Origin of the sequence: Variovorax sp. YR750 (genome assembly GCF_900109805.1) — a bacterium.
Lineage (GTDB): Bacteria > Pseudomonadota > Gammaproteobacteria > Burkholderiales > Burkholderiaceae_C > Variovorax > Variovorax gossypii.
This window is the reverse complement of sequence record NZ_FOBJ01000004.1, coordinates 249,018-268,317: the sequence shown is the minus strand read 5'-3', so window position 1 is coordinate 268,317 and position 19,300 is coordinate 249,018. Positions and strand designations below refer to the sequence as shown.

Sequence of the window (19,300 nt, the reverse complement as noted above, 5' to 3'; positions counted from 1 at the left end):
ACGCGAACAGGTACGCATGTCATGAGCGACGAGAAGCCCAGGGTCATCTTCAAGCACGTCCACAAGGGCAAGCACGGCGGCGCCCATGGCGGTGGCTGGAAGATCGCCTATGCCGACTTCATGACGGCCATGATGGCCTTCTTCCTCGTGATGTGGCTGCTGTCGATCTCCAGCCCGAAGCAGCGCGAGGGCATTGCCGAGCACTTCCGCATGCCGCTGCGCGTGGCGCTGAGCGGCGGCGACAAGTCCAGCCTCAGCACCAGCATGATTCCGGGAGGCGGCGCCGACGTGATGCACGTCGAGGGAGAGGTCAGGCAGGCCGATGCCGAGGAACAGGCCGACGCCGAACGCCTTGCCGAGATGAAGAAGAAGCTCGACGAGCTGATCGAGAAGAGTCCCGTCTTCCAGCAGTTCCGCTCGCAGATCCTGATCGACATCACCACAGAGGGCCTGCGCCTGCAGATCGTCGACACCGAGAACCGGCCCATGTTCGAGCTGGCCAGCGCGCGCGTGGTGCCGCACATGCGAGCCATCCTGCGCGAGCTGGCGCCCGCGCTCAACGGCCTGCCCAACAAGATCACGCTGTCGGGCCACACCGACGCCATCGTCTACACCAACGACCGTTCCTACGGCAACTGGGAGCTCTCGTCCGACCGCGCCAACGCCTCGCGGCGCGAGCTCGTGGCAGGCGGCATGACCGACGGCAAGGTGCTGCGCGTGATCGGGCTGGCCGACAGCATGCACCTGGACAAGGCCGATCCGCGCAACCCGATCAACCGCCGCATCAGCATCATCCTGCTCAACCACCGCACGCAGGAGCGCATCGAGCGCGAGAACAGCACCGAGCCCGTCGGCACGCGCATCGGCAAGGCGGCCGCGAAAGCGCCGTAACAACAAAACAACAAGAGCTCAAGAGATGGACCTCAGTCAATTCACCCAAGCCTTTTTCGTCGAAGCCGTCGAACTGCTCGCGGAGATGGAGCAGCTGCTGCTGGAGCTCGACGTCGAGGCGCCCGACAGCGAACAGCTCAATGCCATCTTCCGTGCGGCGCACTCGATCAAGGGCGGCGCCGCGACTTTCGGTTTCACCGCCCTGACCAACACCACGCACGTCCTCGAATCGCTTCTGGACCGCGCCCGCCATGGGCAGCTGCGCCTGAACGGCCGAATGATCGATGCATTCCTTGAAACGAAGGACGCCTTGCAAGAACAACTCACTGCCTACCAGGCCGGCAAGGAGCCGGACCCGGACATGGTCGCGCACATCTGCGGCGTGCTCCAGCAACTCGCGCTGGAAAGCGGCGATGCCAGTGCGGCGGCACCTGCACCGGCGACTGCACCCGCTCCGGCTCCCGCACCCGTTCCGGCCCCGGCACCCGTGGCCGCGCCCGCGGCGCCGGTCGCAGCCGGCGGTAGCGGCGCGCTTCGCATCCGCTTCGCGCGCCTGTCGGAAAGCGAATGCGATCTTCTGGCGGGCGAGCTGGCCAACCTCGGCAAGGTGCTGTCGCGCACGCGCAGCAACGACCAGTTGACCGTGCTGCTGGAGACCACCTGCGCGCCCGACGACATCGTCGCGGTCTGCTGCTTCGTCATCGACGAGTCGCAGATCGACATCACGCATGAAACAGCCGCCGCGGCGGAAGAGGCCGCTGCCGTGGTCGAAGCTCCCGTGCCCGTGGCTGCGCCGGAACCTGCTGCTGCTGCAGCAGCGGCAGTTGTCGCCGAAGCGTCGAAGCCGCAGGCTGCTTCCTCCGCGCCCGCCGCGGCAGCTTCGGCCGGTGCCAAGGAATCCAGCTCCATCCGCGTCGACGTGGAGAAGGTCGACCAGCTCATCAACCTCGTGGGCGAGCTCGTCATCACGCAGTCGATGCTCACGCAGGCCGCGACCATGCTCGACCCGGTGGCCTACGAGCGCTTCCTCAGCGGCCTGGGCCACCTGGAGCGCAATGCCCGCGACCTGCAGGAATCGGTGATGTCCATCCGCATGATGCCGATGGACTACGTGTTCAGCCGCTTCCCGCGCGTCATTCGCGACGTGAGCGCCAAGCTCGGCAAGCAGGTTCGCCTGGACACCTACGGCAAGGAAACCGAGCTCGACAAGGGCCTGATCGAGCGCATCGTCGACCCGCTCACGCACCTGGTGCGCAACAGCCTCGACCACGGCATCGAGACGCCCGACGTGCGCCTGGCCAAGGGCAAGGACGCCACCGGCCAGCTGCTGCTGTCGGCGCAGCACCACGGCGGCAACATCGTGATCGAGGTGAGCGACGACGGCGCCGGCCTCAACCGCGAGCGCATCCTCGCCAAGGCCATGCAGCAGGGCCTGCCGGTCAGCGAATCGATGCCCGACGAGGAGGTGTGGCAGCTCATCTTCGCGCCCGGCTTCTCCACCGCCGAGCAGGTCACCGACATCTCGGGCCGCGGCGTGGGCATGGACGTGGTCAAGCGCAACATCCAGGAAATGGGCGGCCACGTCGAGATCCATTCGCGCGGCGGGCAGGGCACCACCACGCGCATCGTGCTGCCGCTGACGCTGGCCATCCTCAACGGCATGTCGGTGAAGGTGGGCAGCGAGGCCTACATCCTGCCGCTGAGCTACGTCATCGAGTCGCTGCAGCCGCTGCCCGAGCACCTTCACTCCATCACCGCCGACGGCCACGTGATCCGCGTGCGCGGCGAATACCTGCCGCTGATCGAGCTGCACCGCGTGTTCGACGTGGCGGGTGCGCAGACGCATCCCACCCAGGGCATCCTGGTGATCGTGCAGGCCGACGACAGCCGCTTCGCGCTGCTGGTGGACGAACTGCTGGGCCAGCACCAGGTGGTGGTGAAGAACCTGGAGACCAACTACCGCAAGGTGCCCGGCATCTCCGCCGCGACCATCCTCGGCGACGGCAGCGTGGCCTTCATCATCGACGTGGGCGCCATGCCGCGAATCCAGCGCGCGCAGGCCGCGAGCACGGCCGCACTCGCGGGCGCGGCCCGAAGGACGGACGCCATTGCGCTTTGACACACGACGGAGACAGCTGAATGCGGTTTGATTTCTTCCGTCGCTCTTCCGAAGACACCGGCAACGATGCACCCGCGCATGCAGAGGCCGGTGCCGACGGCCGCGTGGCCTATGCCATGCTGCTCGACGCGCAGCGGCGCGTCATCGGCTATCGCATGGCATGGCGTTCCGCGGACGAGGGTTCCGAGGCGTCCGGCGCCGCGGGCGTCAAGGCGCTCACGGACACGCTCGCCATGCACCTCAATCCTGGGTCCGGCGGTTGGCTGCTGGGTTCGCAGATGCTGTTCGTCGACGTGACGGTCGACGCGCTGTTCCAGAGCGACCTGCAGTCGCTGCCGCCGCAGCAGGTGGTGCTGTGCATGGGTGCCGAGGAAATGCTCGACGCCGATCTGCGCTCCATCGTGCTGTTCCTGCGCGAGCAGGGCTTCGGCTTCATGCTGTGCGGCGCCTCCGGGCTGCCTGAAGACCCGGAGCTGCGCTCCATCGTCACCCACTTCGAGGTGGGCGCGCACGACGCCGAAACAGTGATGCGGCTGCGGCAGGATGCCCAGCTGGGCCATCCCCCGGTGGAGCCCATCGTCTCGCGCGTGGAAGACTGGACCGCATTCGACGCCTGCGCCGGACGTCGCGTAAGCGTGTTCGTCGACGGCGCGTTCAGCAATCCGCCGGTGCGCGAGACCGAAGACGCGCTGCAGCCCGAGGCGCTGCTGATCGTGCAGCTGATGCAGATGCTCCAGCGCAACGAAGACCTGCGCGTCATCGAAGCTGCACTGAAGCACGACGCCGCGCTCACCTACCGGCTGCTGCGCTACATCAACTCGCCCGCCGTGGGCATGGCGGTGGAGATCCATTCGCTGCGCCATGCCGTGGCCATGCTCGGCTACTCGCCGCTGTACCGCTGGCTTTCGCTGTTGCTGGCCACCAGCAACAAGGCGGGTTCGCCGTACATGATGAAGAAGGCCATCCTGCGCGGGCGCTTCGTCGAGCTGGTCGGGCAGGGCATGCTGCCGGCCAGCGAGGCCGACAACCTCTTCGTGGCCGGCATGTTCTCGCTGCTCGACCAGTTGCTGGGCGTCTCGATGGAAGGCGTGCTGCGCAAGGTGCAGCTCACCGAGGCGGTGCAGCAGGCCATTCTTTCGCGTGGCGGGCTTTACGGCCCCTTCGTCGCGCTCGCCGAGAGCTGCGAGCGCGACGACGGAGAGGCCGCACGCCTGTCGGAAGCCCTGTTCCTGAGCCCGGCGCAGGTCAACGCGGCGCAGCTGTCGGCACTGGTGTGGGCGCAGGACGCCAGCCCGGCCGCGGGTGGCCCATGACGCGAAGGAGGCCTGAAGTGCAGGGCATTCGCGCGTCTGATCGGTCCATTGGAAACGGTGGGCGCTATGTACATTGAAAGCCAAGCTTCCAGGCTGGCCGTGACGACCGAGTTCCATTTCACCGACCACGACTTCTCGCGCATCCGGACCCTGATCCACCGCCGCGCGGGCATCGCCCTGGGCGAGCAGAAGCGGCAGATGGTGTACAGCCGGCTGTCGCGGCGGCTGCGGGAACTGCAGCTGCCCGACTTCGCCTCGTACCTCGACTGGCTCGAGCAGCGCCAGGACGGCGACGAGTGGCAGCTCTTCATCAACTCGCTGACCACCAACCTGACCTCGTTCTTCCGCGAGGCCCATCACTTCCCGACGCTGGCCGACCACGTGCGCAAGGCGAAGCAGCCGGTCACCGTGTGGTGCGCGGCGGCGTCGACGGGCGAGGAGCCCTATTCGATCGCCATCACGCTGCTGGAAGCGTTGGGCGACAAGGCGGCAGCCTCGCGCGTGATCGCCACCGACATCGACACCGCCGTGCTGGCCAAGGCCGCCACCGGCGTGTTCACCACCGAGCAGGTGCGCCGGCTCGCGCCCGAGCGGCTGCGGCGCTTCTTCAACAAGGGCACCGGCGCGAACGCGGGCAAGGTGCGCGTGCGCCCCGAGGTCGCGGCGCTGGTGAAGTTCTCGCGGCTCAACCTGCTCGACGGCAGCTGGCCCGTGAAGGAGCCGGTGGACGCGATCTTCTGCCGCAACGTGATGATCTATTTCGACAAGCCGACGCAGAAGAAGGTGCTCGACCGCTTCGCGCCGCTGCTCAAGGCAGACGGCCTGCTGTTCGCGGGACATTCCGAGAACGCGTCGCTCGTCAACCAGGCCTTCCGGCCGCTGGGCCAGACCGTGTACGAGCTGGCGCGCACGCGTGCGCCGGGTGCCTCCGCATGACGGCCCCGAACGCGGCGGCGCCCGAATCGGTGGCCAGCCATCACTACTTCGACCGCGACGTCGGCCTCATGGCCGTGAAGCTGCTGCCCTCGGAGTATTACGTGACCTCGAGCAACACCGTGCTGAGCACGGTGCTGGGCTCGTGCGTGGCCGCCTGCCTGCACGACAGGGAAGCCGGCGTGGCCGGCATGAACCACTTCATGCTGCCCGACGACGGCGAATCGGGGGCGGGAGGCGCCGCGCGCGACGCCGCCGAATCGATGCGCTACGGCACCTACGCCATGGACGTGCTGATCCGCGAGCTGGTTCGAGCCGGCGCGCGCCGCGAGCGGCTGCGCGCCAAGGTGTTCGGCGGCGGCGCGGTGCTGGCCAACATGACCACGCTGAACATCGGCGACCGCAACGCCGACTTCGTGCTGCGCTACCTGCGCGAGGAGCGCATCGAGGTCGCGGCGCAGGACCTGCGCGGGCCGCACGCGCGCCGCGTGTGCTTCGTGCCGGCGACGGGCAAGGCCATCGTGCGCAAGCTGCGGGCGCAGACAGAGGTGCGGCAGGTGCAGCACGAGGAGGGCGAGCTGCTGCGCAGGCTGTCCACCTCGCGCGCGGCACCGGCGGCCGACAACAAAGGAATCCAGTGAGCGTCAAGAAAATCAAGGTGCTGTGCGTCGACGACTCGGCACTCATCCGCAGCGTGATGACGGAGATCATCAACAGCCAGGCCGACATGACCGTGGTGGGCACGGCCGCCGACCCGCTGGTCGCGCGCGACCTCATCAAGGTCACCAACCCCGACGTGCTCACGCTCGACGTGGAAATGCCGCGCATGGACGGGCTGGAGTTCCTCGAGAAGCTCATGCGGCTGCGGCCCATGCCGGTGGTCATGGTCTCGTCGCTGACCGAGCGCGGCTCCGAGATCGCGCTGCGCGCGCTCGAGCTGGGCGCCATCGACTTCGTGACCAAGCCGCGCCTGGGCGTGCGCGACGGGCTGCTCAACTACACCGAGCTGATCGCCGGCAAGATCCGCACGGCCGCCAGTGCGCGCCTGCGGCCCGCCGCGACCGCGCGCCAGGGCGGCGACGCACCGCAGGAATCGCTGCTGCGCAGCCCGCTGCTGAGCACCGAGAAGCTCATCATCATCGGCGCCTCCACCGGCGGCACCGAGGCCATCCGCGAAGTGTTGCAGCCGCTGCCCCCTGATTCGCCCGCGGTGATGATCGCGCAGCACATGCCCGCCGGCTTCACGCGCTCGTTCGCGCAGCGGCTGGACGGCCTGTGCCGCATCACCGTGAAGGAAGCCGAGCACGGCGAGCGCGTGCTGCCGGGCTATGCCTACATCGCGCCTGGTGGCTTCCACCTGTCGCTCGCGCGCAGCGGCGCCAATTACGTGGCCCATCTCGACCAGGAGCCGCCCGTGAACCGCCACCGGCCCTCGATCGACGTGCTGTTCGATTCGGCCGCCAAGCACGCGGGCAAGAACGCCATCGGAATCATCCTGACCGGCATGGGCAAGGACGGCGCCGAGGGCCTGCTGCGCATGCGGCGCGCCGGCGCGCACACGCTGGCGCAGGACGAGGCCAGCTGCGTGGTCTTCGGCATGCCGCGCGAGGCCATCGCGCTGGGTGCGGTGGACGACGTGTCGCCGCTGGCCGAAGTGAGCCGTCGCGTGCTGACGCACCTTCGCACGTTCGGTGAACGTGCGAACCGAGTTTGAGAGAAAGAAAACGACCTTGGAGTTGGAAATATCGTGATGGACAAGAGCATCAAAATCCTGGTTGTGGACGACTTCCCGACCATGCGCCGCATCGTGCGCAACCTGCTGAAGGAACTCGAGTTCCACAACGTCGACGAGGCTGAGGACGGCGCCGCCGGCATCGAGAAGCTGCGCGGCGGCAACTTCGGCTTCGTGGTGTCCGACTGGAACATGCCCAACATGGACGGCCTGACCATGCTGCAGACCATTCGCGCCGACCCGGAGCTGAAGAAGCTGCCGGTGCTGATGGTCACCGCCGAGGCGAAGAAGGAGAACATCGTCGCGGCGGCGCAGGCCGGTGCCAACGGCTACGTGGTGAAGCCCTTCACCGCCGCCACGCTCGAAGAAAAGATCACCAAGATCTTCGAGAAGCTGGCCAAGGAGGCCGCGTGACATGAGCCAGAACACTGCCGCCGTGGCGGACTCCGCCAACACCACCGAGGAATTGCTGGGCCGCATCGGCCAGCTCACGCGCCAGCTGCGCGACGGCCTGCGCGAGCTGGGCCTCGACAAACAGGTGGCCAAGGCCGCGCAGGCCATACCCGACGCGCGCGACCGCCTGAGCTACGTGGCCGCGACCACCGAGCGTGCGGCGCACCGCGCGCTCAACGCCATCGACGTGGCGCAGCCGTTGCAGGAAGCGCTGGCCACCGACGCGAAGAGCCTCAGCAAGCGCTGGGACCAGTGGTTCGAGAACCCCATCGAGCTCGACCATGCGCGCGAGCTCGTGCTGGACACGCGCGGCTACCTCAACGAGGTGCCGGACCGCGCCAGCGCGATCAACACGCAGCTCATGGAGATCCTCATGGCGCAGGACTTCCAGGACCTGACGGGCCAGGTCATCAAGAAGATGATGGAAGTGGTCAACGACGTCGAGACGCAGCTGCTGCAGGTGCTGATCGACAACTCCGCGCCCGAGAAGCGCCACGAGGCCGTGCAAAGCCTGCAGAACGGCCCGCAGATCAAGCCCGGCAACCCCGATGCCGTGACCGACCAGGCGCAGGTCGACGACCTGCTGGAGAGCCTCGGCTTCTGATTCCGGAGGTCGCTTCTATTGTCCGAACTGCAGGGGTATCAGGCCCCTGATCGGCAGATTGTTCCGAGGGGCCGAATCCAATAATTTGGCCATGAGCAAGGCGTGTTGCGCCAGTGCTGGTTCGGAGCATGAATGGCTGAGGAAAGCGATCTCGAGAAAACGGAACCCGCCTCCGAGCGGCGCCTGGAAAAGGCGCGCGAGGAAGGCAACGTAGCCCGTTCGCGCGAGCTCACCACCTTCGTCATGTTGGGCACGGCATGCGCCGGCCTGTGGCTCACGGCGCAGTCCCTGGGCACGAGCATGAGCGGCGCGCTGCGCCGTGGCTTGCACTTCGACCGCGCCAGCGCCTTCGATCCTTCCCACATGCTGGCCCAGACCGGGCTGATGTCGCTGCAGGCGATGACGGCCATCGGTCCGCTGTTCGCGATGATGGTCGTCGCGGCGGTGCTCGCGCCGATGATGCTCGGCGGCTGGCTGTTCTCCACCAAGTCGGCAGCGCCGAACTTCGGCAAGCTCAATCCGCTGGCCGGCATCGGCCGCATGTTCTCCACGCAGTCGCTCGCGGAGCTGGTGAAGGCGCTGGCCAAGTCGGCGCTCATCGGCGGCGTGGCGTGGTGGGTGGTGTCGCGCGACATCGAGGCGCTGATGGCTCTGATGGCCCAGCCCGCGCAGTACGCGCTGCCGCACGCGATGGTGCTGGTGGCCAGGCATTGCGCGCTGATCGCCGCCACGCTCTTCCTCGTGGCGCTGATCGACGTGCCCTTCCAGCTCTGGAGCTACTACCGCAAGCTGCGCATGTCGCGCGAGGACGTGCGCCAGGAGCACAAGGAAAGCGAGGGCGATCCGCACATCAAGGCGGCGATCCGCCGCCAGCAACAGCAGATGGCGCGCCGCCGGATGATGTCCGAGGTGCCCAAGGCCGACATCGTGCTGACCAACCCCACGCACTTCGCCGTGGCGCTCAAGTACCAGGAAGGCGGCATGGGTGCGCCGCGCGTGGTGGCCAAGGGCACCGAGCTCGTGGCCGCGCGCATCCGCGAGCTGGCCAAGGAGCACAAGGTGGCGATCCTCGAGGCGCCGCCGCTCGCGCGCTCCCTCTACAGACACACGAAGCTGGGTGACGAGATTCCCGCCGGCCTCTACACCGCGGTGGCCGAAGTGCTGGCCTGGGTTTACCAGCTCAGGCGCTGGAAGGCCGAAGGCGGCGAAGCGCCGCGCACGCCCACCGATCTGCCGGTTCCCGCAGAACTCCAATACACCGTCGACACGGCGGCACACGCATGAACGCGATGACAAACCTGATGCGCATGCCGACGCGCATGTTCGCCGGCTCGCAGCTCAAGGGGCTGGCGGGGCCGATCCTCATCATCCTCATCCTGAGCATGATGGTGCTGCCGCTGCCGCCGTTCCTGCTCGACCTGCTGTTCACCTTCAACATCGCGATGTCGGTGATGGTGCTGCTGGTGAGCATGTACACGATGAAGGCGCTGGACTTCGCCGCCTTCCCGGCCGTGCTGCTGTTCTCCACGCTGCTGCGCCTGTCGCTGAACGTGGCTTCCACGCGCGTGGTGCTGATGAACGGCCACACCGGCCCCGACGCGGCGGGCAAGGTGATCGAGGCCTTCGGCCACTTCCTGGTGGGCGGCAACTTCGCCGTGGGCGTGATGGTGTTCATCATCCTCGTGCTCATCAACTTCATGGTGATCACCAAGGGCGCGGGCCGCATCGCCGAGGTGGGCGCGCGCTTCATGCTCGACGCGATGCCGGGCAAGCAGATGGCCATCGACGCCGACCTGAACGCCGGCCTGATCGGCGAGGACGTGGCCCGCAAGCGCCGCACCGAGGTCGCGCAGGAAGCCGACTTCTACGGCTCGATGGACGGTGCCAGCAAGTTCGTGCGCGGCGACGCGATCGCGGGCCTGCTCATCATGGTGATCAACATCATCGGCGGGCTGGTGGTGGGCATGGTGCAGCACGGGCTGGACTTCTCCACGGCCGGCAAGACCTACACGCTGCTGGCCATCGGCGACGGCCTGGTGGCGCAGATCCCGGCGCTGGTGATCTCCACCGCCGCCGGCGTGATCGTCTCGCGCGTGACCACCGACGAGGACGTCGGCAGCCAGCTCACGGGCCAGCTCTTCTCCAACCCGCAGGTGCTGTTTCTCACGGCCGGCATCGTCGGCCTGCTGGGCATGATTCCCGGCATGCCGAACCTGGCCTTCCTGCTCATCGCGGGCGGCCTGGTGTGGCTGGGTCGCGGGCTGCTGCAGCGCAAGCCGAAGCAGCAGGCGGCGCAGGAAGCCGCAGCCGTGCAGGCCGCGAACCTCGCGGCATCGTCGGCCGAGACCGCGGAAGCGACCTGGGACGACGTGGCCATGGTCGACCCGCTGGGCATGCAGGTCGGCTACCGGCTGATCCCGCTGGTGGACCAGTCGCAGCAGGGCGAACTGCTGGGCCGCATCAAGAGCATCCGCAAGAAGATCGCGCAGGAGGTCGGCTTCCTGGTGCCGGTGGTGCACATCCGCGACAACCTGGAGATCAAGCCCAACACCTACGTCATCACCCTGAAGGACGTGGAGATCGGGCGCGGCGAGGCCTTCCCGAACCAGTGGATGGCCATCAACCCGGGCCAGGTGACGGGCTCGCTGCCCGGCACGCCCACGCGCGACCCGGCCTTCGGCCTCTCGGCGGTGTGGATCGACTCCAGCCTGCGCCAGCAGGCGCAGGTGTACGGCTACACGGTGGTCGATGCCTGTACGGTGATGGCCACGCACCTGAACCACCTCATCCAGACGCATGCCGCCGAGCTGCTGGGCCGCCAGGAAGTGCAGCAGCTGCTCGACCAGATCGCCAAGACCGCGCCCAAGCTCACCGAAGACCTGGTGCCCAAGGTGCTGTCGCTCAGCACGCTGCACAAGGTGCTGCAGAACCTGCTCGACGAGGAAGTGCCGATCCGCGACATGCGCACCATCCTCGACGTGATGGCCGAGTACGCGCCGACCGTCAAGGACCCGACCGAGCTCACCACGCTCACGCGCCTGGCGCTGGGCCGCGCGATCACGCAGCAGCTTTTCCCGGGCGACACCGAGATGCAGGTCATCGGCCTGGACGGCTCGCTCGACGGCGTGCTGCAGCAGGCCCTGGGCAACAGCAGCGGCATCGAGCCCGGCATCGCCGACAACCTGCTGCGGCAGGCGCAGGCCGCCATCGTGCGGCAGGAGCAGATGGGGCTTGCGCCGGTGCTGGTCGTGCAGCACTCGCTGCGCGTGCTGCTGTCGCGCTTCCTGCGGCGCAGCCTGCCGCAGCTCAAGGTGCTGTCGCACGCCGAGATTCCTGATTCCCGAACCATCAAGGTCACCACCGCCATCGGAGGACGAGGTTGAATTCCCCCCAACAGACAGACGTGCGCACCACCGCGCGCAAATTCGTCGCGGCCACCAGCCGCGAAGCCCTGCGACTGGTGAGGGAGGCGCTGGGCGCCGACGCCATCGTGCTCACCCATCGCGCGACCGCTGAGGGCGTGGAGATCGTCGCCATGGTCGAGGGCGAGGTGCAGGGCGTGCTGCAGGGCAGCGCGGCCGCGAAGCCCGTGGCAGCCGTTGCACCCGTTGCAGCCGTTGCGGCACCGGCCGTTCGCGTGGCGCCCGCTCCCTTGCCGACTGCTCCAGCTCCAACTCCAGCGCCGCTGCCTGCGCCCGTGCAGGTCCACGCGCCCGCCGCCGCACCAGCCGACACCGTGCTCGAGGAGCTGCACTCCATGCGCGGCATGATCGAGGAGCAGCTCGCCAGCGTCGTGTGGAACGACAGGCAGCGCCGCGACCCCGTGCGCGGCCGCCTGCTGCGCACGCTGCTCGGCGCCGGCTTCAGCGCGCGCCTGTCGAAGGCCATGCTCGAGAAGCTGCCCACCGGCCGCACCTACGCCGAGGGCATGGCCTACGTGCGCTCGGAGCTGATCCGCGCCGTGCCCGTGCATGAGGACGAGGACGCGCTGTTCGCCGCGGGCGGCGTCTATGCGCTGATGGGCCCGACCGGCGTGGGCAAGACCACCACCACCGCCAAGCTGGCCGCGCGCTGCGTGATGCGCTTCGGCGCCGACAAGCTCGCGCTGGTGACGACCGACAGCTACCGGATCGGCGCCTACGAGCAGCTGCGCATCTACGGCCAGATCCTCAACGTGCCGGTGTACGCCGTGAAGGACGCCGCCGATCTGCACCTGGTGCTGCAGGACCTGCGCGAGAAGCACATGGTGCTGATCGACACCGTCGGCATGAGCCAGCGCGACCGTGCCGTGCCCGAGCAGATCGCCATGCTGGGCCATAGCCCCAGGCCGGTGAAGAAGCTGCTGCTGCTCAACGCCACCAGCCACGGCGACACGCTCAACGAGGTGGTGCACGCCTACCGCCACGGCAACGAGCTGGCCGGCTGCATCTTCACCAAGGTGGACGAGGCCACGCACCCGGGCGCGCTGATCGACACCGTGATTCGCCACCGCCTGCCGGTGCACTACATCTCCAGCGGCCAGAAGGTGCCCGAGAACCTGATGCAGGCCGACCGCACGCAGCTGGTGGACAGCGTGTTCCAGCCGCGCCGGCACAGCCCGCTGTTCGTGCCCGCCGAGAGCGACCTGCAGGAAGACGCTGCCGCCGCGGCGGGCGCCTCGCAGCAGGTGGCCCGCGCGCAGGGCGAGACCGACCTGCTGCGCCTGAAGTACCAGAACCTGATCCGCGCCATGGCGCACGACGCGCAGGAGCTGGCCACCACCGCGAGCGCGCTGGCCGGCGCGCAGATCGGCTTCGAGCGCGCACGCGCGCTATGGCGCCAGGCCGGCGACGAGGAAGCGGGCCAGAAGGCCGTGCTGCAGGACCTGCTGGTGCACGCGCGCGGCGAAGTGGCCGCCGCCTGCGAGACCCACGTGCTCGCGCTGTGCGGGCAGGTGGGACTGCGATCGAACGAGGGCGGCGACGCCTACGAATGCCACGGCAGCCTGCTGCTGTCGGACCGCACGGGCCTGCCGCTGGCGGCGCCCAACCAGTGGCTCTCGACGGCCGCCACGCGCGGCATGAAGGACGCCGCGCGCAAGCCCGGCGCACGCCAGGTTCCGTGGCTGCGCCAGCAGGACTTCGGCAGCCGGCCGCTGGTGCACCTGCTGACTCGCCAGCCCGGCATCGAGGCCATGGTGCAGTGGCAGGCCGCGGGCCAGCGCTGGCTGGCGCGCGCGCCGGGCTCCACCGCCGTGATCGACATGCGCACCGGCGCACCCGACACGCTGGCACGCATGGACTTCGAATTCGGCGAAGCGCGGCCCGTGCGCTTCCGCGGCAAGGCGGCGCTGCTCGCCGAGTCGCATGCCGACGTGGTGTTGCGCTTCAACGCGGCGGCCCTGGCGGCGGGCATCGCCCGCGACGAGATGCCGGCGCTGCGCTGCGTCGCCACGCGCGTGGTCGATGCACGCACCGGCAACGTGCTGGCGCAGGTGCACGCGCTTTCGAACATCGGCTCCGAGGTTTCCGCGCGGCAGCTCGCGCAGTGGCTGGGCTGGGCGGTGGATGCCGAGCCCTGCTTCCGCCTGCTGCGCGACGGCGTGCAGCTCGTGGGCGGCATCGGCGAGCTGGGCGACCCGGACATCATGAAGCGGCTCCTGATCGCCGGCCAGATGAGCACCACCGTGTGGCGGCTGCTGCAGGCCGAGGGCGAGTGGGCCGACCGCGCGCGTGCGCTGCTGGGCCAGCTGATGGGCCGCCCGGCGCGCAACGGCCGCGCCATGAGCGGCAGCGCGCTGTATGCGGGCGTGGGCAAGCTCTTCCTGCTGCTCGACGCGCTGGGCACCGAATCGACCGCGCCCGTACAGGCGCCGCGCGAGCCCGCGAAGCAGCAGAAGCTGGAGAAGCAGGATTGAGGGTGGCGCAATGAACAAGCTGGTTGCGGATCAGGCGGACGGCCTCCGGCGCCTGCTCGCGCCGACGCAGGCGCGCGTGGTCGCGGTGGCCGGCATGGGCAGCGGCGCGGGCGGCACCACCATCGCGATGAACCTCGCGGTGGCGCTGGCGGGGCAGGGCCGCAACGTCCTGCTGCTCGACGAGCACTGCCCGGCCGAAGGCTCGGCGTGCGAGGTCTGGGACATCGACCCGCTGGGCAGCCTGGCCGACGTGGCCGGCGGGCGCCTGACGCTCGACGGCGCCGAGGTGCGCGCGGCCTGCGGCGTGCGTGTGCTGCCGGCGCCGCCCGGCGCGGTGCATGGCGCAGGCAACGATCCGCGCAGGTTCTGGTACGACGGCTTCGTCATCGTCGATGCGGCCTTCGACCGCGAGGGCCGGCTGTCGGCGCTCGCGCAGGGCGCGGACGACCTGCTGCTGGTGCTGCAGCCGCACCCCTCGTCGGTCACCTCGGCCTATGCGGGCATCAAGCACCTGCAGCGAGCGCATGGCATGAGCCAGATGCGCTTCCTGGTCAACGGCGTGGTCGACGTCCAGGCCGCGCGCCAGATCATGAACAACCTCGCCCATGCCGGCAGCCGCTATCTCGCGCTGTCGCTGCAGCCCGCCGGCTGGGTGCGCTTCGATCCGCTGGTCGCCGATGCCTGGCGGCTGAAGAAGACCATCGCCGAGGCCTTTCCCGCGAGCCACGCGGCGATCGACCTGCGTCGCGTCGCAGGCGAGATGGACGGCTGGCCGTGGCGCGCGGCCGAGCCCCAGCAGGCCATGGCCTGAGCCCAGGAAGGACGGACCGCCGTGTACACCGCACAGGGAACCATCGAGAAATCTCACCTGCTGGCCCAGCACCAGCCGCTGGTACGCCGCATCGCGCTGCAGATGATGGCCAAGCTGCCCGCCAGCGTGGAGCTGGACGACCTGATCCAGGCAGGCATGCTCGGCCTGCTGGACGCATCCAGCCGCTACCAGGACAACCGGGGCGCGCAGTTCGAGACCTTCGTCAGCCAGCGCATCCGCGGCGCCATGCTCGACGAACTGCGCGCCGCCGACTGGGGCTCGCGCGGCCTGCGCCAGTCTGCGCGCGGCATCGAGAAGGCGATCCAGGCGCTGGGCCACAAGCTCGGGCGTTCTCCCACCGAAGGGGAGATCGCCAGGGAGCTGAAGATGGACATCGAGGCGTACCAGTCGCTGCTGCAGGAGATTCAGGGCTGCCAGCTGCTGTACGTGGAAGACTTCTCCAAGGACGACGCCGACAACGCCTTCCTCGACAGCCATTCGCAGGACGCGCGCAAGGACCGCCGCAGCAGCGACGACCCGCTGGAGCAGCTGCTGGAAAGCGGCTTCCGACACCAGCTGGTGGACGCCATCTCGGCGCTGCCCGAGCGCGACCAGCTGCTGCTGAACCTCTACTACGAGGAAGAGCTGAACCTGCGCGAGATCGGCGCCATCCTCGAGGTGAGCCAGTCGCGCGTGTGCCAGCTGCACAGCCAGGCGATCAGCAGGCTGCGGGCGAAGCTGAAAGACCTGCTCTAGCTGTGAAGCTCCAATAGGTTGTATCCGGTGTTCATCCGGATTGGGTTTGAGAGACTGGAGTCGCCAAACACCCAATCCACTCAGGAGGCCCAACCGGATGAACACCCATAAGCATGTCCGACTTACCTCTGCCCGCCGAGTCGAGATGGTCAAGCAGATGAGTTTGGAAGGCCTTGATGCCGTGCAAGCCGCAGTCGCACACGGCGTTACCGCGCCCACCGCCAGGAAGTGGCTGGGCCGCTATTTGGCAGGCGGTGAGGCTGCGCTGGCCGATGCCTCCTCAAGGTCCCAACGTTCTCCCGGAGCCATCGATGCAGGCAAGGCACTGCTCATCGTGGAGCTGCGCAAACGCCGAATGCTGCAAGCTCGCATCGCACGCAGCGTGGGAGTCTCGGAGTCCACGGTCAGCCGCGTTCTAGCGCGAGCGGGCATGTCCAAGCTGAGCGACCTGGAGCCTGTGGAAGCCGTTGTGCGCTACGAACACGAGGCTCCCGGTGATCTGCTGCACATCGACACCCAAGAAGCTCGGGCGCATCGTGCGCCCCAGCCACTGCGTCACCGGCAACCGCAAAGACTGCATTGATGGCGCAGGCTGGGAACCGCCTGTTCACGGCCATGGACGACCATGCGCGCATCGCCTTCACTGCCATGCATCCGGACGAGAAGAAGCATCAGGCGGTGCAGTTCCTGCAAGACGCTGTGGCGTACTACGCCCGACTCGGCGTCACCATCAAGCGCCTGTTGACGGACAACGGCTCGGCCTTCCGTTCACGTGAGTTCGCCATGACCTGTGCCTGCCTGGGCATCAAGCACAAATTTACTCGCGGCTATCGGCCCCAGACCAATGACAAGGCGGAACGATTCATCCAGTCTGCGCTACGCAAATGGGCGTACGGCCGGACCTATCAGAACTCCGCCCAGAGAACGCTCGCCCTGGCCAACTGGCAGCACCACTACAACTGGCACCGCCCCCATAGCGGCATCGGCGGTATCGCGCCCATGTCCAGACTCAACCCGTCAAGAAATGACCTCTTGACACTTCACTTCTAGGCGCTGGACGTCGAGTTGCTCGGCAATGTCCAAGGCGTCGTCCACCTTAGCGCCAAGGGGTCTGACCGCCGTCTGACGCCCTCCGGTTGATGGGCTCGACTGCACTCCCAAAAACGGCGCTCGGCCGCATGTGGCTACCTCCCGCTCGGCCCGACCAAGCAACACGCTTGGCCCGTTAGATCGCGTCCCGGCACGCCCTCCTTCCTAGACTCCCCATTCCCTCCGCAAGAGTACTCAACCATGCCCCGCCGCCCTCCGGCTCCCCCGCCTCCTGCCGGCCAGCGCCCGGTCACAGTCTTCGGCCCTGACTTCCCTTTCCCCTTCGACGCCTGGGTTCGCCACCCGGCCGGCCTTGGCGTATTGCCACCCGAACACCACGGGGCGGAGGTCGCGATCGTCGGCGCCGGGATGGCCGGCATGGTGGCGGCCTATGAGCTAATGAAGCTCGGGTTCAAGCCCGTCCTCTACGAGGCTTCGCGAATGGGCGGACGGCTGCGCTCGCAGGCGTTCGAAGGCGGCCAGGGCGTGGTCGCCGAGTTGGGCGGCATGCGCTTCCCGGTTTCCGGTACGGCCTTCTACCACTACGTCGACCAACTGGGGCTGGACACGCGGCCGTTCCCGAACCCGCTGACGCCGGCATCCGGCAGCACGGTGGTGGACTTGGAAGGACTGACGCACTACGCCGAGAAGCTATCGGACCTGCCGCCGATCTTCGGGCAGGTGGCCGATGCCTGGCGCGACGCGCTGGAGGACGGCGCGCAGTTCACCGCAGTCCAGGACGCGATCCGCGCCCGGGACGTGCCGACCCTGAAGGCGCTGTGGAACCGCCTGGTGCCCTTATGGGACGACCGTACGTTTTACGATTTCGTCGCCACGTCGAAGGCTTTCGCGCAGCTGTCGTTTCAGCACCGCGAGGTGTTCGGCCAGGTCGGGTTCGGCACCGGCGGCTGGGACTCGGACTTCCCCAATTCGATGCTGGAGATTCTGCGAGTCGTGATGACCGCGTGCGACGACGAGCAGCGGCTGATCGTGGGGGGCGCGGAGCAGGTGCCGCTGCGCCTGTGGCAGCACGCGCCGAGTGATCCCGTGTATTGGCCCGCCGGCACCACCTTGTCCAGCCTGCACGGGGGCGCCCCGCGCGCTGGCGTCGCGGCCATCCGGCGGCAGTCGGACGGCCGCCTGGCGGTGATCGACCGCTGGGGCGAGCAGCGGTCTTACACCGCTGTGCTCGCCACCTGCCAGAGCTGGCTGCTCACCACCCAAATCGACTGCGACGAATCGTTGTTCTCGCACAAGATGTGGATGGCGCTCGACCGCACGCGCTACATGCAGTCCAGCAAGACCTTCGTGATGGTCGACCGGCCGTTCTGGAAGGACAAGGACTCGGAGACCGGCCGGGATGTGATGAGCATGACGCTGACGGACCGGCTCACGCGCGGCACCTATTTGTTCGACAACGGCCAGGGCAAGCCGGGCGTCATCTGCCTGTCCTACGCCTGGATGGGCGATGCGCTGAAGATGTTGCCGCAGTCGCCGGAGAAGCGCGTCAAGCTGGCGCTGGGAGCCTTGAAGAAGATCTACCCGAAGGTGGACATCACCCGCCACATCATCGGCGACCCGATCACGATATCCTGGGAAGCCGATCCGTATTTCCTCGGCGCATTCAAGGGTGCATTGCCCGGGCACTACCGCTATAACCAGCGCATGTTCGCGCACTTCATGCAGGACGCGCTGCCAGCCGCGGAGCGAGGGATCTTCATCGCGGGGGACGATGTGTCCTGGACGCCGGCCTGGGTGGAAGGCGCGGTGCAGACCTCGCTCAATGCCGTATGGGGCATCTTGCACCACTTCGGCGGGCGCAGCCACCCCGCCAATCCTGGTCCCGGCGATGTGTTCGCGAGCATCGGGCCAATGGTGCTGCCGGAGTGATGAACGAATTGCGCCTCGCCTTGCTGCAGTGTGCGTCCGCCCCGGGCGAGGTGGCGTTGAACCTGCAGCGGCTAGACCACGCGTGCCGCGAGGCCGCCGCTGCAGGCATGCATCTGCTCGTTACGCCCGAAATGTTCCTGACCGGCTACAACATCGGGCGCGACGCGGCCGCGCAGTTCGCCGAGCCTCCCGGCGGCCCCCGCACGGTGGCCGCGGGCGAGATCGCAAGGAGGCACAGGCTGGCAATCGTGTTCGGCCACCCCGAGCATGACGACACCGGTGCTGTGTGCAACACGTGCGTCGGCGTGGACGCCGATGGCCGGGTGCTGGGCCGCCATCGCAAGTCGCATCTGTTCGGCGATCTCGACCAGGGCATGTTCAATGCGGGGCGGGGCGACGAGCCTCCGTTCGACTTCCATGGCTGGAAGGTCGGCATGCTGATCTGCTACGACGTGGAGTTTCCGGAGAATGCGCGCCGCCTCGCACTGGAGGGGGCCGACCTGCTTGTGGTGCCGACGGCGAACATGGAGGGGTACGACTTCGTGCCGCGACACCTGGTCCCGACCCGCGCCTACGAGAACCAGTTGTTTGTCGCCTATGCGAACTTCTGCGGCCAGGAAGCCGACATCACTTACGACGGACTGAGCTGCGTGGCCGCGCCCGACGGCGCCGTTCTTGCGCAGGCAGCGCGCGATCCATCGCTGGTATTCGCACGGCTGGACCAAAGCCGGCTGGCTGCCGCAAGACAGCACCTTGGGCATCTCGCGCTGTGCCGCGCGCTGCATGATGCCGATCCGGCGGCCGCGGATTGAC

General features: G+C 68.0%; 15 protein-coding genes and 1 pseudogene. All 16 read left to right on the top strand.

The annotated features are described in order from the left end of the window. Window positions 1-21: 21 nt before the first annotated feature. The 16 genes and pseudogenes from motB to BMY35_RS10295 all read left to right on the top strand — a co-directional run bounded on the left by motB (window position 22) and on the right by BMY35_RS10295 (window position 19,299). Entirely contained in the window at window positions 22-891 is an 870-nt protein-coding gene (motB, locus tag BMY35_RS10370; protein WP_093197827.1) for a flagellar motor protein MotB, read from the top strand. 25 nt (window positions 892-916) lie between these two features. Continuing rightward, on the top strand, window positions 917-3,010 hold the full coding sequence (gene cheA, locus BMY35_RS10365) for a chemotaxis protein CheA (protein ID WP_093197824.1): 2,094 nt from the start codon (window positions 917-919) through the stop codon (window positions 3,008-3,010). Between the two features lie 20 nt (window positions 3,011-3,030). Then, the gene (locus BMY35_RS10360; protein WP_093197822.1) at window positions 3,031-4,323 is read left to right on the top strand and encodes an EAL and HDOD domain-containing protein; all 1,293 of its coding nucleotides are present in this window, start codon (window positions 3,031-3,033) and stop codon (window positions 4,321-4,323) included. Between the two features lie 66 nt (window positions 4,324-4,389). Next, window positions 4,390-5,259 (top strand): CheR family methyltransferase, encoded by an 870-nt coding sequence (locus tag BMY35_RS10355; protein WP_371287147.1) that lies wholly within the window; start codon window positions 4,390-4,392, stop codon window positions 5,257-5,259. Then, entirely contained in the window at window positions 5,256-5,897 is a 642-nt protein-coding gene (gene cheD, locus BMY35_RS10350; RefSeq protein ID WP_093197819.1) for a chemoreceptor glutamine deamidase CheD, read from the top strand. The genes BMY35_RS10355 and cheD overlap by 4 nt, the downstream gene beginning before the upstream one ends. Then, window positions 5,894-6,970 carry a protein-glutamate methylesterase/protein-glutamine glutaminase gene (locus BMY35_RS10345; protein ID WP_093197816.1) on the top strand — a complete coding sequence of 359 codons (1,077 nt, stop codon included), beginning with the start codon at window positions 5,894-5,896 and terminating at the stop codon, window positions 6,968-6,970. Before cheD ends, BMY35_RS10345 begins: the two co-directional genes overlap by 4 nt. 36 nt (window positions 6,971-7,006) lie before the next feature. Further along, window positions 7,007-7,402, top strand: coding sequence for a chemotaxis response regulator CheY (gene cheY / locus BMY35_RS10340; RefSeq protein ID WP_164546721.1), 396 nt, complete (start codon window positions 7,007-7,009; stop codon window positions 7,400-7,402). A 1-nt stretch (window position 7,403) separates the two neighbouring features. Then, a complete protein-coding gene (cheZ, locus tag BMY35_RS10335) occupies window positions 7,404-8,045 on the top strand; it encodes a protein phosphatase CheZ (protein WP_093197811.1) in 642 nt (213 codons plus the stop codon). 132 nt (window positions 8,046-8,177) lie between these two features. Continuing rightward, the gene (flhB, locus tag BMY35_RS10330) at window positions 8,178-9,329 is read left to right on the top strand and encodes a flagellar biosynthesis protein FlhB (protein ID WP_093197808.1); all 1,152 of its coding nucleotides are present in this window, start codon (window positions 8,178-8,180) and stop codon (window positions 9,327-9,329) included. Then, window positions 9,326-11,428 carry a flagellar biosynthesis protein FlhA gene (gene flhA / locus BMY35_RS10325; RefSeq protein ID WP_093197806.1) on the top strand — a complete coding sequence of 701 codons (2,103 nt, stop codon included), beginning with the start codon at window positions 9,326-9,328 and terminating at the stop codon, window positions 11,426-11,428. The genes flhB and flhA overlap by 4 nt, the downstream gene beginning before the upstream one ends. After that, complete coding sequence (gene flhF, locus BMY35_RS10320) at window positions 11,425-13,941, top strand: flagellar biosynthesis GTPase FlhF (RefSeq protein ID WP_093197803.1); 2,517 nt, start codon at window positions 11,425-11,427, stop codon at window positions 13,939-13,941. Before flhA ends, flhF begins: the two co-directional genes overlap by 4 nt. A 10-nt stretch (window positions 13,942-13,951) precedes the next feature. Beyond that, window positions 13,952-14,752, top strand: coding sequence for a nucleotide-binding protein (locus BMY35_RS10315; protein ID WP_093197800.1), 801 nt, complete (start codon window positions 13,952-13,954; stop codon window positions 14,750-14,752). A gap of 21 nt (window positions 14,753-14,773) precedes the next feature. Beyond that, window positions 14,774-15,508: an RNA polymerase sigma factor FliA gene (locus BMY35_RS10310; protein WP_093197798.1), complete on the top strand. Its 735-nt coding sequence runs from the start codon at window positions 14,774-14,776 to the stop codon at window positions 15,506-15,508. Window positions 15,509-15,605: 97 nt separating this feature from the next. Further along, window positions 15,606-16,558: pseudogene (locus BMY35_RS10305) on the top strand (IS481 family transposase). A gap of 240 nt (window positions 16,559-16,798) precedes the next feature. After that, entirely contained in the window at window positions 16,799-18,487 is a 1,689-nt protein-coding gene (locus BMY35_RS10300) for a flavin monoamine oxidase family protein (protein WP_093197795.1), read from the top strand. Further along, on the top strand, window positions 18,487-19,299 hold the full coding sequence (locus BMY35_RS10295) for a carbon-nitrogen hydrolase family protein (protein ID WP_218152983.1): 813 nt from the start codon (window positions 18,487-18,489) through the stop codon (window positions 19,297-19,299). The genes BMY35_RS10300 and BMY35_RS10295 overlap by 1 nt, the downstream gene beginning before the upstream one ends. Window position 19,300 lies beyond the last annotated feature (1 nt).

Excerpts from the sequence above, each read along its gene's own strand:
- BMY35_RS10315 (WP_093197800.1), top strand. The coding sequence starts at position 13,952 with ATGAACAAGCTGGTTGCGGATCAGGCGGACGGCCTCCGGCGCCTGCTC.
- BMY35_RS10360 (WP_093197822.1), top strand. The coding sequence starts at position 3,031 with ATGCGGTTTGATTTCTTCCGTCGCTCTTCCGAAGACACCGGCAACGAT.
- BMY35_RS10355 (WP_371287147.1), top strand. The coding sequence starts at position 4,390 with ATGTACATTGAAAGCCAAGCTTCCAGGCTGGCCGTGACGACCGAGTTC.
- cheD (WP_093197819.1), top strand. The coding sequence starts at position 5,256 with ATGACGGCCCCGAACGCGGCGGCGCCCGAATCGGTGGCCAGCCATCAC.
- cheZ (WP_093197811.1), top strand. The coding sequence starts at position 7,404 with ATGAGCCAGAACACTGCCGCCGTGGCGGACTCCGCCAACACCACCGAG.
- BMY35_RS10295 (WP_218152983.1), top strand. The coding sequence starts at position 18,487 with ATGAACGAATTGCGCCTCGCCTTGCTGCAGTGTGCGTCCGCCCCGGGC.
- cheA (WP_093197824.1), top strand. The coding sequence starts at position 917 with ATGGACCTCAGTCAATTCACCCAAGCCTTTTTCGTCGAAGCCGTCGAA.
- flhB (WP_093197808.1), top strand. The coding sequence starts at position 8,178 with ATGGCTGAGGAAAGCGATCTCGAGAAAACGGAACCCGCCTCCGAGCGG.
- cheY (WP_164546721.1), top strand. The coding sequence starts at position 7,007 with ATGGACAAGAGCATCAAAATCCTGGTTGTGGACGACTTCCCGACCATG.
- BMY35_RS10300 (WP_093197795.1), top strand. The coding sequence starts at position 16,799 with ATGCCCCGCCGCCCTCCGGCTCCCCCGCCTCCTGCCGGCCAGCGCCCG.
- motB (WP_093197827.1), top strand. The coding sequence starts at position 22 with ATGAGCGACGAGAAGCCCAGGGTCATCTTCAAGCACGTCCACAAGGGC.
- flhA (WP_093197806.1), top strand. The coding sequence starts at position 9,326 with ATGAACGCGATGACAAACCTGATGCGCATGCCGACGCGCATGTTCGCC.